Origin of the sequence: Streptomyces sp. NPDC058457 (assembly GCF_042720695.1) — a bacterium.
GTDB lineage: Bacteria > Actinomycetota > Actinomycetes > Streptomycetales > Streptomycetaceae > Streptomyces.
In genome coordinates this window covers 1-15,832 of record NZ_JBHXLU010000004.1, presented here as the reverse complement: position 1 = coordinate 15,832, position 15,832 = coordinate 1, and the positions used below count along the sequence as shown (strand labels likewise).

Sequence of the window (15,832 nt, the reverse complement as noted above, 5' to 3'; positions counted from 1 at the left end):
AGTGGGCACCCGCACAATGGAGTCCGGACCATGGAACCGGTGGACTTCGGGCCACGGAACCGGTGAGCTCCGGATCGGTACGTATGCAGGTGTGACGAAAGGGCGGCGTGACCCATGACCGTGTGGGACGACCTCGTCGGGCAGGAGCGGGTGAGTGAGGTGCTCACCGCCGCCGCCCGGGATGCCGACGCCCTCGTCACCGCCGCCGCGGCCGGCCGGCCGCTGCCGGAGTCGTCGAAGATGACGCACGCCTGGCTGTTCACCGGCCCGCCCGGGGCCGGCCGCAACCAGACGGCGCGGGCCTTCGCCGCCGCCCTCCAGTGCGTGAGCCCCGACCGCGCCCTGGGCGGCGCCCCCGGCTGCGGCTTCTGCGACGGCTGCCACACCGCGCTGATCGGCACCCACGCGGACGTCACCACGGTCGCCGCCGTCGGCGCCGAGATCCTGGTCAAGGACATGCGCGACACGGTCCGCAAGTCGTACACGTCCCCGGCGACAGGCCGCTGGCAGATCATCCTGGTCGAGGACGCCGAGCGGCTGAACGAGAAGTCGGCCAACGCCGTCCTCAAGGCCGTGGAGGAGCCCGCCCCCCGCACGGTCTGGCTGCTCTGCGCCCCTTCCCTGGAGGACGTGCTGCCCACGATCCGTTCCCGTTGCCGCCACCTGAACCTGAGCACGCCGTCGGTGGAGGCGGTCGCCGACATGCTCGTCCGGCGCGAGGGCATCGAGCCCCAGGTGGCCGCGGCCGCCGCCCGCGCCACCCAGGGACACGTCGACCGGGCCCGCAGGCTGGCCACCGACCCGGCCGCCCGCGAGCGCCGCGCGGCCGTGCTGAAGCTGCCGTTGCGGCTGGACGAGGTCGGCGCGTGCCTGAAGGCGGCCCAGGAGCTGGTGGACGCGGCGGCGGAGGACGCCAAGCAGCTCGCCGAGGAGATGGACGGCAAGGAGACCGAGGAGCTGAAGGCGGCGCTCGGCGCGGTCCAGGGCGGGCGGCTGCCGCGCGGTACGGCGGGCGTGATCAAGGACTTGGAGGACATGCAGAAGCGCCGCCGGACCAGGACTCAGCGCGACAGCCTCGACGTCGCCCTCACCGACCTCACCGGCTTCTACCGCGACGTCCTCGCCCTCCAGCTGGGTTCCAGGGTCGCGATCGCCAACGGGGACGCCGAGGATGCCCTGGAGCGGCTGGCCCGGGCCGGCTCGCCCGAGGCCACGCTGCGCCGGATCGAGGCGATCGCCGCCTGCCGGGAGGCTCTGGACCGCAATGTGGCGCCGCTGCTGGCGGTGGAGGCGATGACCATGGCGCTCAGAGCGGGCTGACGAGGACACCCGGGGCGCGGAGGGGTTCCTTCCCCGTACGACGCCGTACGGGAGAACCTCTGCGGCGGGTGCGCGGCGTTGACCGGGGTCACCCGTACGAGCCACAGTCACCACGCACGGCACTGAGATCATTTCCCGGCGTTACGCTCGATTGATGCACATCAGGCGAATCCCCCGCCGGACCCGAAATCGGCCCCGGGCCCACACCCGGACCATGGCGGCCGCCCTGCTCTCGGCCGCCGTCCTGCTCGTCTCCGCGTGCTCCTCCTCGGGGAGCGCGTCGACGTCGACCTCGGCGTCCACGTCGGCCGGCGCCGCCCAGCTGGCCGCACTGCCCCGCTCGACGCCGTCCGTGCTGGCGCCGTACTACGACCAGAAGCTCACCTGGCGCGACTGCGGGGTCCCCGGTTTCCAGTGCGCGACGATGAAGGCCCCGCTGGACTACGCCAGGCCCGGCGCGGGTGACGTCAGGCTGGCGGTCGCCCGGAAGAAGGCGACCGGCAAGGCGAAGCCGCTCGGTTCGCTGCTGGTCAACCCGGGCGGGCCGGGTGGCTCGGCGGTGGACTACCTCCAGCAGTACGCGGGCATCGGCTACCCCGCCGAGGTGCGGGCGCGCTACGACATGGTCGCCGTGGACCCGCGCGGAGTCGCCCGCAGCGAACCCGTCGAGTGTCTGAACGGGCCGCAGATGGACAGGTTCACCGAGACCGACATGACCCCCGACGACCAGAAGGAGACGGACCAGCTGGTCGGGGAGTACAAGACGTTCGCGGAGGCCTGCGGGACGCATTCGGCGCAGCTGCTGCACCATGTCTCCACCGTGGATTCGGCGCGGGACATGGACATCCTGCGCGCGGTGCTCGGCGACCCGAAGCTGAACTACGTGGGGGCCTCGTACGGCACGTTCCTCGGCGCGACCTACGCGGGCCTGTTCCCGGAGCGGGTCGGCCGGATGGTCCTGGACGGCGCGATGGACCCGTCCCTGTCCGCGCGTGAGCTGAACCTCCAGCAGACGGCCGGGTTCGAGACTGCGTTCCAGTCCTTCTCCAGGGACTGCGCGAAGCGCACCGACTGCCCGCTCGGCGCCAAGGGCAGCACGCCGACGCAGATCGCCGACAACCTCAGGACGTTCTTCCTGAAGCTGGACGCGCACCCCATCCCGACCGGCGACCCGGACGGCCGCAAACTGACCGAGTCCCTCGCGACGACCGGCGTGATCGCGGCGATGTACGACCAGGCGGAGTGGGAGCAGCTGCGCGACGCCCTGCACACGGCGATGAAGGACAACGACGGCGCGGGTCTGCTCGCCCTCTCCGACAGCTACTACGAGCGGGACGCCGACGGCCGCTACTCGAACCTGATGTTCGCCAACGCCGCGGTGAACTGCCTGGACCTGCCGCCCGCCTTCACCAGCCCCGAGCAGGTCGAGAAGGCACTGCCCGAGTTCGAGAAGGCGTCCCCGGTGTTCGGCCCGAACCTGGCGTGGGCGTCGCTGAACTGCGCCTACTGGCCGGTCAAGGCGGCGGGGGAGCCGCACCGGATCGAGGCGAAGGGTGCCGCCCCCATCGTCGTGGTGGGCACCACCCGCGACCCCGCGACCCCCTACCCCTGGGCCCAGTCCCTGGCCCGCCAGCTCTCCTCGGCGCGTCTCCTCACCTACGTCGGCGACGGCCACACCGCCTACGGCCGGGGCAGCACCTGCATCGACTCGGCGATCGACACCTACCTCCTCGACGGCACCCCACCGGCGGAGGGAAAGCGCTGCTCATAGCCCCTACGGCCGGCCCCGGAGCCCCTGCTCCGGGGCGGGTACGGAGCACCCCGGAAACTGTGTAGACTTACCGACGTCGCTGATCGCACCATAGTGCGGGCGACGCGCCGCTTTAGCTCAGATGGCCAGAGCAACGCACTCGTAATGCGTAGGTCTCGGGTTCGAATCCCGAAAGCGGCTCCATTGAAACCCCGGATCAGGATCCTTCTGATCTGGGGTTTTCAGGTTTTTGGGGGGCTACTGGAGGGCGCTCACGACCCGTCCCGGGGCGCTACTGGGTGGGGGCAGGGGTGGTGGTTCGGGGGTCGTGGTTCCGGGGTGGGTGATCGTGATGGTCGCGTGGTGGGGGGGAGTCCGGGGTGTCGTGGGTGGGAGCCGGGCCGTGGGACTCGGTGGTGATCGTGAACGCTTCGGAGGTGAGGAAGGAGCCGAGGTCGTGCAGGTGGGCGTCCAGGTGCCGGGTGAAGAACTCGCGGACGCGTTCGGCATGTTGGGCGCCGAGCTGGATCGAGCGGCCGAAGTGGGGCTGACCGGAGAGGGACACGGTGGCGTGGCCGGTGATCTTGATGGTGGGCAGTCCGTGTTCGGTTTCGGGGCGCTGTACGACGTTCCGGGCGATTTCGCCGGCCGGCGTGTCGAGGTGGGTGGTCTGGGTGGGGGTGAGGGTGGTGGTGTCTTCGGTGGCGAAGGTGATGTCGTGGGTGACGGTGTGGGTGTGGGTGTGGGTGTGGGTGTGGGGCGGGGGTGTGGGTGTGGGTGTGGTGGGTTGGGGGGATGCGGTCCAGTGGAAGACGTGGCCGGTCAGGGTGCGGGGGGTGCCGTAGGGGCCGGTGCCCCCTCGGGCAGTTGCCGCAACCGTCGGCGCAGCACGTCGCGCACGCCCTGCGGCACTTCGGAGACCGCCACCAGGGCGCCCTCACTGGCGAGCAGCCGGGCGCTCTCGCGGACGTAGAAGGGGTTGCCCCCCGTGCGCTCGGCGAGCGCGGTCACGATGGCCGTGTCGACCGGCTCCCCGCACACCGCGCTGACCAGGGTGTCCACGTCCGGCAACGGCAGCCCGCCGAGCGCCAGCCGGAACGGCGAGCGGTGGGCGAGTTCGGCGAGGGTCTTGGTCAGCCGGTCCGCCGCGTCGGCCGGGCGGTACGCGGCGATCACCAGCACCGCCGAGCCGACCAGTTCGGCGGCGCGTTCCAGCAGGGCCAGTGTCTCGCCGTCCGCCCGGTGCAGGTCGTCGAGGACGACCGCCAGCGGTGCGTCCGCGGCGGCCTCCCGCAGCCAGGCGGCGAACGCCCGGTGCAGCCGGAACCGCCCGGCCGACGCCGCCCCGCCGTCCGGGCCCGGGAACCCGGTGCCTCCGTGGCCGTCCGCGCCCGGGAACCCGGTGCCCCCGTGGCCGTCCGCGCCCCGTTCGCCGTAGCCGGCCTCCTGGAGCAGCGCGCCGAGTGCGTCCGGGTCGGTGGGCGGCACGCGGCGGGCGAGCGCGCCGAGTGCCTCCGCCCAGGCCCAGGCGGAGGGGGCGCCGTCGAACTCGGGGCAGCGGCCGACCACCACAGTCCAGCCCTGCTCCCGCAACCACAGCCGGTACCGGCCGAGCAGCGCCGACTTGCCCGCATCGGCCTCCCCGGTCACCAGGACGACACCGCCGCCCCGCCGGGCGTCACGCGCCACCTCGGCCAGGGCCCGCAGTTCACCGTCCCGGCCCACGAACAGCTCCGCGGCAGGCAGGTCGACGACGACCGTGGCCGCGGAGTCCGCGGAGTCCGCGGAATCCGCCGATTCCGCAGGGCTCGTGACGGGCGTGGACGGGACGACGGGAGCCGCCTCGGAGCCCGTGAACGGGACGACGAGAGCCGCCCCTGAGTCAGTGAACGGTGCAGACAGGACGGCCGGAGCCGGTACGGGCGCCGACGGCACTGCCGGCACTGACGGCGCCGCCGGCACCGACGCGCGCAGGATCTCGGTCCGCCCCGTCAGCAGGGCCTTCTCCAGCTCGGTCAGGGCGTCGCCCAGGCCCAGGCCGAGCTCGTCGGCCATGACGGCGGCAGCCCGGCGCAGCTCGGCCAGAGCGTCGGCACGGCGCCCGCCGGCCCACAGCGCGAGGGCCAGCAGCCGCCAGCCCTCCTCGCGCAGCGGATGCTCCCGCACGAGCGCCTCGGCCGCCGGCACCGCCTCCGCCGAGGTTCCGGACGCGAGGGTCGCGCCGATCGCCAACTCCCGTGCCGCGAGGTGCAGGTCACCCAGCCGGGCCGCCTCGGCGACCGCCCACTCCTCGTCGGCCCACTCGCCGTACGCGGCCCCGTGCCACCACCCGATGGCCTCCTCGAGGAGGCGCCGGGCCTCGGCCGGAGGCGCGGTACGGGCCCGCCGCACCGCTGCCTCGAACCGCCAGGCGTCGACCGCGTGCTCGGGCAGCCGCACCGCATACCCGGGCGCGACGCTGACCAGGACACCGGCGGGGGTGCGCGGTGCCCGGCCGGGTTCGAGCACGCGGCGCAGGTTCGACACGTAGACGTGCAGGGAGGCCGCCGCCTTCTGCGGGGGCCCGCCCCGCCACAGGCGGTCGATGAGCCGGTCGACGGGCACCACCCGGCCGCGGTTCGCCAGCAAGAGGGCGAGGACCGCACGTTGCCGGGGGCTTCCCAGGTGGACCGGTGCACCGTCGATGTCGGCACCGATCGGTCCCAGGACCTGAACAGAGAGCATGAACGGGCAATTTACAGCGCGGCTTCGTCCCCCCGGAGGCGCTCCGTGGCGTGTCCGAGCGCTTCCCGGGGCGTGGTGGGGAAGCGGCTCGCGGCCGGTGCGCGTGCGGTGCGCGTGCGGTGCGCATGGGCGTCCGCGCGGCGCCACCAGGCAGGCCCATTTATGGAGTATCGACCTACCTGTGGTGACGCCTTGGTGAACAATGGCCATCCTTGGGGACAGGTGCGGCTGCCGCCGTCGGCCGGATGGGGTGAGGGGCATGCAGGAGCCGAGACTCGGGGTTGCCGTGGTGACCATGGGAAACCGGCCCGACGAAGTCGACGCCCTGCTCAGGTCCGTCGCCAAGCAGGACCTCGCCCCCGACCGCATCGTGATCGTCGGCAACGGCTGTCGGCTGCCCGAGTTCGCCGGCCGTCTCGACCTGCCGGGTGAAGTCACCGTCGTCGACGTCGAGGACAACCTCGGTTGCCCCGGGGGCCGCAACGTCGCCCTGGCCGCCCTGCGCGCGTTCGGCGACGTGGACGTCGTCGTCGAACTGGACGACGACGGACTGCTCGTCGACGTCGAGGTGTTCCGGCAGGTCCGGGATCTGTTCGCCGCCGACCCCCGGCTCGGCATCGTCGGCTTCCGCATCGCGGACGAGCACGGCGTGACCCAGCGTCGGCACGTGCCGCGCGTCGGCAACGCCGATCCCCTGCGCGGGGGTTACGTCACCGGGTTCCTCGGCGGCGGCCATGCCCTGCGCATGGACATGCTCGCCGAAACCGGCGACTGGCCGGCCGAGTTCTTCTTCGCCCATGAGGAGACCGACCTCGCCTGGCGGGCCGCCGACGCCGGCTGGAAGATCCTCTACGCGCCCGAGCTGCTCCTCCAGCACCCCCGGACCTCGCCCGCCCGGCACGCCGTCTACTTCCGGGTCACCGCCCGCAACCGGGTCTGGCTGACCCGCCGTCGGCTGCCCCTGCCGCTGATCCCGGTCCACCTGGGCGTCTGGATACTGATCACGCTCCTGCGCACCCGTTCGACGGGCGGCCTGCGGGCCTGGTTCGCGGGCTTCGCCGAGGGGCTGCGCGAGCCGGCCGGGGAGCGCCGCCCCATGCGCTGGCGCACGGTCTGGCGACTCACCAGGCTGGGCCGCCCACCCGTCGTCTGAATCCGGGGCACCGGGACACCGGGGCACCGGGACATCGGGACGCTCGGACACCGGGAATCCGTCCGAGAATCCTTCGGCGAATCCGTCCGGAAAACCATTCTGGAACCCATCCGGGAGACGGGACGAGGGTCCCGGTCGTTCACCTCCGCCGACCGGGACCCTCTTGCGCCCCCGGACCCAGGCCTGCGGCGACACTCCCCCGAGTTACGCGATCTACGCGTGCACCGTCCGACCCGATCCGATGCGAAGATCACATCAGGGCTCGCCAACGGATCGCTAACATGTGGCCAGCGGTTCTCCCGGAGGTCGCGAACCCGTTGGCGAGAAGCCGTCGTGCGGTTCCGGGAACAGCCCGGAAATCCAGCGGATTCCGGCTCCGACCGGCACAGAGAAGGTGGCGGGAAATCATCCCCTACGGGATGGAATTCCGCCAGGATCCAGGACCGGCGGGTACGTCCGCCGTGCGGCGCGGTCGGCCATGACCGCGCGGGAAGGCGATGGGCGGAGTGATGCGGCGGTACGAGCTGCGGTTCGGACTGCTGGGACCTCCGGTCCTCTACGACGCATCCGACGTACTCCCCATCGGCAGCCCCAAGGTCCGCACGCTGCTCGCCGCGCTGCTCCTGGAGGCCGGGCGGGTCGTCTCCGTCGAGTCGCTCAGGGAGGCCCTGTGGGGCGGGGCGCCCCCGGTGTCGGCGCGCGCCTCGCTGCACAACCACGTCACCCGGCTGCGCCGGCTCCTCGACGACCCGGAGCGGCTGCGGGCCGTACCGCCCGGGTACCTGCTGCGTGTCGACGACGGTGAACTGGACGTCGACGTGTTCGACGCCCGGGTGGCCCAGGCACGCGCGGCGCACGGGCGGCGGGAGTGGGCGCCGGTGCTGCGCGCCTGCGCCGACGCGCTCGCGCTGTGGCGCGGCAGCCCGCTCGGCGGCCTTCCCGCCGACTTCGGCGGCCGCGCCTTCGTGCAGCGCCTGGAGGAGGCCCGGCTGCTTCTGCTGGAGTGGCGCTACGACGCGGAGCTCGCCCTCGGCGGGCCCTGGCTGGGCGGCGTCGCACCGGAGTTGGCGGCGCTCGTCGCGGAGTATCCGCTCCGTGAGGCCTATCACCGCCAGCTGATGCTCGCCCTCCACCGAACCGGCCGACAGGCCGAGGCCCTCGCCGTCCACCGCGACCTGCGCAACCGCCTGAGAGACGACCTGGGCATCGAGCCCGGCCCGGCGGTCCGCCGGGCCCATGTGGAGGTGCTGCGGGGGAGTGGCGCGACGGGGGAGGCGCTGCGGTACGAAGGCGGGTCCGGCCGGGGCGCACGGCACGAGGGTGCGTCCGGTGTCGGTGCACGGCACGAGGGTGCGTCCGGCAGGGGCACGCCGTACGAGAGCGCGTCGGGCAGGGGCGCGCCGGATGAGGGTGCCTCGGGCGAGGGCATGTCGCACAAGGGTGCCTCGGGCGAGACCGTGCCGGACGTGGGTTCCTCGGGCGATGGGGTGCTTGACGAGGGTGGGGCGGGTGCGGGTACGTCGTGGCCGGTCGCGCAGTTCCCCGCGCCCCCAAGGGGCGCGTCGACGGGCCGTCGGTCGAAAGCCGAATGCGCCGTTGAACGAGTTGAACGAGTTGAACGAACGGAGTCCGCCGAAGCCACGACCGTACCCGTCGCCCCTCGTTCTACGCGCGACGACTCCCCGGCCCCCCGCCCCGCCCAACTCCCCCCATCTCCCGCCCACTTCACCGGCCGCACCACCGTCATCGAAGAGCTGACCCACACCCTCGCTCCGCCACCCCCCGCCCATTCCACCGGCCGCACCGCCGTCGTCGAAGAGCTGGGCCGGGCTCTCGCCCACTTCCCCGGCCTTACCGCCGCCCACCCCGAACCCACGCCAACAACCCCTGACCCGGTAGCCGCCCCCCGACCCGAAACCACGGCAACGGCCTTGGCCCCCGCCTTCACCGAGCCCGGTCCCCCTGCCTTCACCGAGCCCCATCCCCCCGCAGCCGCCGACGGCGCATCCGCCCCACAGGGGCCACCCGCACCCGACCACGAAACTGTCACGGGTGGTGCGGGTGGGAACACAAAGGCCGAAGGCGAAGCCGAGGCCACGGCCACCCGCCCCCGCCCCCGCCCCACCCTCACCGTGATCAGCGGCATGGCCGGCGTCGGCAAGAGCGCGCTCGCGCTGCACGTGGCGCACCAGCTGCGGGATCGTTTCCCCGACGGCCAGCTCTACGTCAACCTGCACGGCGCCACCCCCGGCATGCCCCCGCTCGCCCCCGGCCAGGCCCTCGCCGCGCTGCTCAGGGACCTCGGCGCCGACCCCCGCCACATCCCCGAACACCCCGACGCGGCCACCGCGTTGCTGCGCTCGCTGCTCGCCCCGACCCGCACCCTGCTGTTGCTCGACGACGCCGCCAACGCCGCCCAGGTGCGGCCGTTGCTCCCCGGCGGCCCCGGGTGCGCGGTGATCGTCACCAGCCGTTCGCCGCTCACCGCGCTCGACGGCGCCCACCGCTTCCCGCTCGGACCGCTCACCGGCGAGGACAGCGCGGCACTGCTGCGCGCGGTCAGCGGCCGTGCGGAGATCGGCGCCGGTCACCCGCTGGTCGGCCTCACCGGCAGGCTCCCGCTCGCCCTGCGCGTCGTGGCCGCCCGGCTGGCCGCCCGTCGCGCCCTCACCCCCGAGATGCTGGCTCGCCAACTGGCGGACACCGAGGGCAGGTTGCACCACCTCGAATACGACGACCTGAGCGTCCGGCGCTCTCTCGCCGTGGCCCATGACGCCCTCGCCGCCTCCGGCCGAGCATCCGACCGCGACGCCGCCCTCGTCCTGCGCCACGTCGGCACCCTCGACCTGCCCACCTACGGCGCTCCCCTGATCGCCCGGCTCACCGGCACCGACGAGCGCCGCGCCGAGGCCGCCCTGGACCGGCTGGTCGACGTGGCCCTCCTGGAGGAGACCGCGTACGGCCGCTACACCCCGCACGACCTGCTCCGGGACTTCGCCCGCGAGCTGGCGGAAGAGCCCGGCGGCACCGACGGCTCCCACCCCACCGACCGCACCGAGGCCGCGCTCACCGCCCTGCGCTGGTTCGCCGCCGTCGCCGAACGCGCCCTCGTCGCGATCCTCGAACCCGGACTCGACCAGGGCGACCGCCGCCGGCCCACCACCGCCCAGCCCCCCGAACACCAGCCGTACGCCGCCGCTCTGCCGCCCTTCGAGTGCGCCGAACACGCCTTCGCCTGGGGCGACATGGAGCTGGAGAACATCGTCGCCCTGGTGGAGCGGTACGCCGGCACCACCGACGCACGGATCAGCGCCTACCTCTCCACGCTCGTCCGCCTCCTCTACCCCTACGTCCTGCGCAGCGGCCGGGTCGCCGAGATGGAGGTGCTCGGCACCGCAGCCCTGGCCGCGGCCCGGCGCCTTGCCGACGAGCCCGCCGAGGCCTACGCCCTGGGCGACCTCGCAGGCCTGCGCTTCCTCACCGGCCGGCAGCGGGAGGCCCTCGCGCTGACCGACGGGGCGCTGGCCCTCTGGCGGCGGCTGGGCGCGGCGTCCTGGATCCGGCGCGGCCTGAACAACCGGGGGCTGCTCCTTGAGGGGCTCGGCCGGTACGACGAGTCGGGCGAGGCGCTGCGGCAGAGCCTGGACTACTCCCGGCAGCTGAACGACCCCTACGGCGAGGCCGTCACCCACAGCCATCTCGGCAACCTCTACGAGCACACCGACCCGCGCGCCGCCATCGAGCAGCACCGGCGCTCACTGGCGATCGGGGACGCGATCGGCGCCGTCATCCTGCAGCACTCGGCACACTGCAACATCGGTTACGCCCATCTCAGCCTCGCTGAACCGGCGGCCGCCGCCGCGCACTTCGAGGAGAGTCTGCGCATCCTCGGCGGCCACGGCGACTGGCACGGTGAGTCCCAGACCAGGCTCGGCCTGGTCCGCGCGCTGCGCGCCCTCGGCCGTACCGACCGCGCCCACCACGAGTGCACCGAACTCCTGCGCCGCGCCGACGCCCGCGCCGACCGCTACAGCGGCGGTCTCGCCCGCCACCAACTCGGTCTGCTCCTGTGCGAACAGGGGCGCACGGGCGAGGCGTACGGCGTCTGGCGCGAGGCCCTCACCGCCCTGGACGGCACGGACGAACCGGACGTCCTCGCCGAGCTGCGCGACCTGCTGGCACCCGGTGACCGATCCGACCGATCCGACCGATCCGACTGAACCGACTGAACCGGCTGATCACTTCGCGTCGGCATAGCACTCCACCACCGCCGTCGTGAACGGGAAACGCACCGGCGTCTGCCCGAAGGTCAGCCGTCCCGCCAGGTCGGCCGCCTCCCGTATCGCCGCCACGACGGCCTCGGTCTCCTTCTCGGGACAGTGCACGATCACCTCGTCGTGCTGGAAGAAGACCAGTTCGGCCGTCATGTCCGTGCAGGTCCGGCGGAGTGCCGCGAGCATCAGCAGGGCCCAGTCGGCGGCGCTGCCCTGGACCACGAAGTTGCGCGCGAAGCGGCCCCGGGCCCGGGAGTTGGTGGAGGCGTATCCCGGCACCCAGCCCTCGGCCGCACGCTCCTCGGGCTCCTCCTGGGGCATCCCCGCCTCCTCCGTGCCGTCACCCGCCCCGGTCGCCGGCGGACAGGTCCGGCCCAGCCAGGTGCGCACCAGCCGGCCCTCCTCGCCCGCCCGCGCCGCCTCGTCGACGTAGGCCACCGCCTTGGGGAAGCGGCGTCTGAGCGCGGCCAGGTTCTTCAGGCCGTCACCGGAGGTCTGGCCGTAGACCGCGCCGAGGACGGCGAGCTTGGCCTGAGCGCGGTCGCCGGAGAAGGCGCGGTCGGAGACGGACTGGTAGAGGTCGGTCTCCCGCCCGGCGACCTCCATCAGCCCGGGGTCGCGGGAGATCGCCGCCAGCACCCGCGGCTCCATCTGGTCGGCGTCGGCCACGACCAGCCGCCAGCCGGGGTCGGCGACCGCGGCCCGCCGGATCACCTTGGGGATCTGCAGCGCGCCCCCGCCGTTGGTCACCCAGCGCCCGGTGACCGTACCGCCCGCGTGGAACTCGGGCCGGAACCGGCCGTCGCGCACCCAGTCCTGGAGCCAGGTCCAGCCGTGCGCCACCCAGATCCGGTACAGCTTCTTGTACTCCAGGAGCGGTTTCACCGCCGGGTGGTCGACGGTCGACAGCTCCCAGCGGCGGGTGGACTTCACCTTGATCCCGGCCTGGGCGAAGGCCTTGATCACATCGGCCGGGAGATCCGGGCGCACCCGCCTGCCGAACGCCGCCGACACCTCGTCGGCCAGCTCGGCCAGCCGGCGCGGCTCGCCGCCGCCCGCGTACCGCTCGCCGAGCAGTTCGCGCAGCATCTCGCGGTGGACCTCGGCGCTCCAGGGCAGGCCCACGCGGTTCATCTCGGCGGCGATCAGCATCCCCGCCGACTCGGCGGCGGTCAGCAGCCGCATCCGCTCCGGGTGTTCGGCCCGGTCGTGCCTGCGCTGCTGCTCGGCGTAGACCGTGAGGAGCTCGTCGAGGGTGACACGGGCGGTGCCCTGCGGTTCGAACAGCGGTGACTGCGCGCCCGGTTCGGCCGCGCGCAGCGGCGGATCGGGCGGTACGGGACCGCCGCGGAGGCGGGCCAGGGCGGCGGCGGCCGAGTGCGGCTCGCCGGATCGTCCCTCGTGGCCCAGCAGAAGTGTCTCGGCGTCCTCGATGTCGTAGCACCGCTCTACTCGCACCCCCGTGGCGAGCAGACGCGGGTAGACCTCGGCGGTCGACCGCCACACCCAGCGTGTGACCTCCGGGCGGTCCCTGACCGCCGCGGCGAGATCGGGCTCCCGCCGCACCGGCCCGGCGGGCAGCCCGTCCGGACCGAGGGGGGCGACGTCCACGCCACCGTCCTCGGCCGGAGCGAGAGCCCACCGGTCGGTCATGCTGCGAGTGTGGCACCCACCACTGACAATCGCTCTCACCTGCGGATTCAGTATTTCGGCGGACTGCTCAGCCCGCCCCGCCCTCCTCCGCCCCGCTCGCCGCCTGCGCCGCGCCCGCCGCCTCGGCCGCCGCGTTCTTCTGCTCCAGCAGCAGTCCCAGCACCTTGGCGATGTACTCCTCGGTCGCGGGCTTGGTGATGCCCAGCTCGCTGAGGACGCCGTGGCCGTTCTCGTGTTCCAGGAGGGCCAGCAGCAGGTGTTCGGTGCCGATGTAGTTGTGGCCGAGGCGGAGGGCCTCGCGGAAGGTGAGTTCGAGGGCCTTCTTGGCCTCCGGGCCGTAGGGGACGAGGTCGGGGACGTCGTCCGAGGCCGGCGGGAGCGCGGCCGTGGCCGCCTGGCGCACGGTGTCCAGCAGGACGCCCTGCGCGAGGATCGCCTTCGCCGCGATGCCGTCCGGTTCGGCCAGCAGGCCGAGGACCAGGTGCTCGGGGCGGCCCTCGGGGTTGCGTGCCGCGACCGCTTCGTTGTGGGCCGCCATCACCACGTTCCTCGCGCGCGGGGTGTAGCGGTCGAAGCCCTGACTGGGGTCGAGGGCGGTGGACTCCTTGGGCACGAAGCGCTTCTGCGCCGCCTGCCGGGTCACGCCCATGCTCTTGCCGATCTCGGTCCAGGACGCGCCCGAGCGCCGGGCCTGGTCGACGAAGTGGCCGATCAGGTGGTCGGCGACGTCGCCCAGGTGGTCGGCGGCGATCACCGCGTCCTGGAGCTGGTCGAGGGGTTCGGGGTGCACCTTCTTGATCGCCGCGATGAGGTCGTCGAGGCGTACGGATGCCGTGATGTTCGGGGCGGTAGCCATATGTCAACCGTAGGTTGACACCCCGCACCTGTCAACCGACGGTTGACACTTCGCCGGCGGACAGGCCCGGCCGTGGGGATCGAGATGTTATCCACAGGGTGTGGACGGCCGCCGACCGCTGTCGGTGCCGCGTGGCACGATCGACACGTGACCAGCAGCCAGCCCAGCACCGTCGACCGAGCCTTCCAGCGCGCCCTGTACGACGACACCGACTCCGGCCTCGACACGGGCGCGTCCCTCCTCGCGGCCGACTCCGGCGCGGACGCGGAACTCGTGCACCGGGGCCGGGAGTTCGTCGCGGCGGCCTGGCGGCGCGGCTGGCAGCCCGCCGACGTCGTACGACTGGTGCGGCGCGAGCTGGACGACCCGCACGTCAGGCTCGCCGCCGGGCTGATCCGGGCGCAGGTTCCGGACGACCGGCCGCGCGGCCCCCGCTGGCAGGCGCAGCTCGACGCGCTGCCGCAGCAGGACGGTCATGCGCGCGTGGGCGACCGCTTCTCGCACGCCACCGCCGTCCTGGAGCTGTACCGGCTGCTGCTGCGGCTGCCCGCCCTGGAGCCCCTTGACGAGCCCCGACCCGCTGCGACCGCGCACCGTCCGCAGTCCCGCATGCTCACCCGGATCCGCGCGCTGCTCGCCAAGGCGGAGGCGACCGGGTACCCGGAGGAGGCGGAGGCGCTCAGCGCCAAGGCCCAGGAACTGATGGCCCGGCACAGCGTCGACGAGGCGCTGCTCGCCGCGGGGGCGCCCGCGCCGGACGCGCCGGGTGCCTGCCGGATCGGTGTGGAGCCGCCGTACGAGCAGGCCAAGGCGGTGCTGCTGGACGCGGTCGCCACGGCCAACCACTGCCGCGCGGTGTGGAACGAGCCGCTGGCCTTCTCCACGGTGGTCGGTTTCGAGGCGGACCTGGAGGCGGTCGAGCTGCTCCACACCTCGCTGCTGGTGCAGGCGACACACGCGATGACCAAGGCGGAGGCCGCGCAGCGGGCGGGCGGCCGCAAGCGTACGAAGACCTTCCGCCAGTCCTTCCTGGCGGCGTACGCCCACCGGGTCGGCGACCGCCTCAGAGCGGCGGCGCGGTCGGCCGTGGCCGAGACCGAGGCACCCCAGGCCCTGCTCCCGGTCCTGGCCACGAGAGAGCTGGCCGTGACCGACCGCATGCACCAGATGTTCCCGGACACCACCACGACCCGCCTGCGCGGAGCGACCGACGAAGCCGGCTGGACAGAAGGCACAAGAGCAGCAGACCAGGCCCAGGTCCGCTCACACACCCCACTCCCCTGAGACCCCCGCAAGGGCCGCGCCCCATAGGGGCGCGGGGAACTGCGCGACAAGCCCCCACCGGCGGTGTGCCGAATCACGACCGTGAGTGCCCCGTCAGGGGCGCGGGGAACTGCGCGAGAACCCCCCACCGGCGGTCAGCCGAAGCCCGACCGCACCACCCCCGAATCGGCCCCCCGAATCAGTCCCCCGCCTGCTGGAACGCCCCCACCGCAGCGTTCGGCTTCTCCGCAGCCCCCTTGCCCGCCACCGCCCCGTACTTCCACGGGAAGCTCTGCGTCGCGTCGCTCCCCGGCAGCGACACCGTCATCGAGGTGGCCGCGAGGCTCGCCCCGTCGCCGTCCTTGCCACGCACATAGCTGACCGAGAACGTCGCCGAGTCGCCCTTGGCGAGCTTCAGCTTGTCGGCCTTCGCGCCCGACTGCGCGGCGACCGTCGCCGACGTACCGCCCGCCTTCAGCGTGACACCGGCGAAGCCGTCCAGCGTGCACGGCGCACTCTGGTTGGTGATGCTCACCGGCACCTCGCCGGTGTCCCCCGCGGCCGGCGCGACGCTCGCTGAGCCGACCTGGACGGAGACCTTGCCGATCTCGCAGGCCGAGCTGTTCTTGCCGCTGGAGCCCGAGCCGCCGTTGCTGCAGCCGGTCAGGGCGAGGGCGGCGGCGACGGCGGTGACGGTGGTGACGGTGAGCGGAATGGCGCGCATGAGCAGTTCCCCATCGAGGTCGTGACGGTGTCCCAGCATCATCACGCCCCGGCCCGGGCCCCGCGCGCCCACCCCCGCCCATGACCGCTTCAGGTGTGTTTTCGCCGGACCGCAC

10 protein-coding genes and 1 tRNA gene are annotated in these 15,832 nt (G+C 73.3%); 6 read left to right on the top strand and 5 right to left on the bottom strand.

Annotation, left to right across the window (positions count from 1 at the left end):
* Positions 1 to 114 precede the first annotated feature (114 nt).
* The 3 genes from ACFWPS_RS05020 (at position 115) to ACFWPS_RS05010 (ending at position 3,274) form a co-directional block, all read left to right on the top strand.
* Positions 115 to 1,320 carry a DNA polymerase III subunit delta' gene (locus tag ACFWPS_RS05020; protein ID WP_383701071.1) on the top strand — a complete coding sequence of 402 codons (1,206 nt, stop codon included), beginning with the start codon at positions 115 to 117 and terminating at the stop codon, positions 1,318 to 1,320.
* 154 nt (positions 1,321 to 1,474) lie between these two features.
* Positions 1,475 to 3,091, top strand: a complete 1,617-nt coding sequence (locus ACFWPS_RS05015; RefSeq protein WP_383701068.1) for an alpha/beta hydrolase — start codon at positions 1,475 to 1,477, stop codon at positions 3,089 to 3,091.
* 106 nt (positions 3,092 to 3,197) lie between these two features.
* Positions 3,198 to 3,274 (top strand) — tRNA-Thr (locus ACFWPS_RS05010).
* Between the two features lie 88 nt (positions 3,275 to 3,362).
* Here the strand turns inward: ACFWPS_RS05010 and ACFWPS_RS05005 are convergent.
* Both ACFWPS_RS05005 and ACFWPS_RS05000 read right to left on the bottom strand, forming a co-directional pair.
* Complete coding sequence (locus ACFWPS_RS05005) at positions 3,363 to 3,635, bottom strand: hypothetical protein (protein ID WP_383701063.1); 273 nt, start codon at positions 3,633 to 3,635, stop codon at positions 3,363 to 3,365.
* Positions 3,636 to 3,892: 257 nt separating this feature from the next.
* Complete coding sequence (locus tag ACFWPS_RS05000) at positions 3,893 to 5,794, bottom strand: BTAD domain-containing putative transcriptional regulator (protein ID WP_383701060.1); 1,902 nt, start codon at positions 5,792 to 5,794, stop codon at positions 3,893 to 3,895.
* Positions 5,795 to 6,053: 259 nt separating this feature from the next.
* Here ACFWPS_RS05000 and ACFWPS_RS04995 point away from each other — a divergent pair, with 259 nt between their 5' ends.
* Together ACFWPS_RS04995 and ACFWPS_RS04990 are read left to right on the top strand one after the other, a co-directional pair.
* Complete coding sequence (locus tag ACFWPS_RS04995; protein WP_383701057.1) at positions 6,054 to 6,947, top strand: glycosyltransferase family 2 protein; 894 nt, start codon at positions 6,054 to 6,056, stop codon at positions 6,945 to 6,947.
* A 497-nt stretch (positions 6,948 to 7,444) separates the two neighbouring features.
* Positions 7,445 to 11,167 carry a BTAD domain-containing putative transcriptional regulator gene (locus ACFWPS_RS04990; protein WP_383701054.1) on the top strand — a complete coding sequence of 1,241 codons (3,723 nt, stop codon included), beginning with the start codon at positions 7,445 to 7,447 and terminating at the stop codon, positions 11,165 to 11,167.
* An 18-nt stretch (positions 11,168 to 11,185) separates the two neighbouring features.
* On the opposite strand, the gene ACFWPS_RS04985 is transcribed toward ACFWPS_RS04990, so the two are convergent.
* Positions 11,186 to 12,874: a bifunctional 3'-5' exonuclease/DNA polymerase gene (locus ACFWPS_RS04985; protein WP_383701051.1), complete on the bottom strand. Its 1,689-nt coding sequence runs from the start codon at positions 12,872 to 12,874 to the stop codon at positions 11,186 to 11,188.
* A 67-nt stretch (positions 12,875 to 12,941) separates the two neighbouring features.
* Entirely contained in the window at positions 12,942 to 13,730 is a 789-nt protein-coding gene (locus ACFWPS_RS04980) for a Clp protease N-terminal domain-containing protein (RefSeq protein ID WP_383701048.1), read from the bottom strand.
* 147 nt (positions 13,731 to 13,877) lie between these two features.
* Here ACFWPS_RS04980 and ACFWPS_RS04975 point away from each other — a divergent pair, with 147 nt between their 5' ends.
* The gene (locus tag ACFWPS_RS04975) at positions 13,878 to 15,014 is read left to right on the top strand and encodes a DUF2786 domain-containing protein (protein WP_383701045.1); all 1,137 of its coding nucleotides are present in this window, start codon (positions 13,878 to 13,880) and stop codon (positions 15,012 to 15,014) included.
* A gap of 178 nt (positions 15,015 to 15,192) precedes the next feature.
* On the opposite strand, the gene ACFWPS_RS04970 is transcribed toward ACFWPS_RS04975, so the two are convergent.
* Positions 15,193 to 15,717, bottom strand: coding sequence for a DUF4232 domain-containing protein (locus ACFWPS_RS04970; RefSeq protein ID WP_383701042.1), 525 nt, complete (start codon positions 15,715 to 15,717; stop codon positions 15,193 to 15,195).
* Positions 15,718 to 15,832 lie beyond the last annotated feature (115 nt).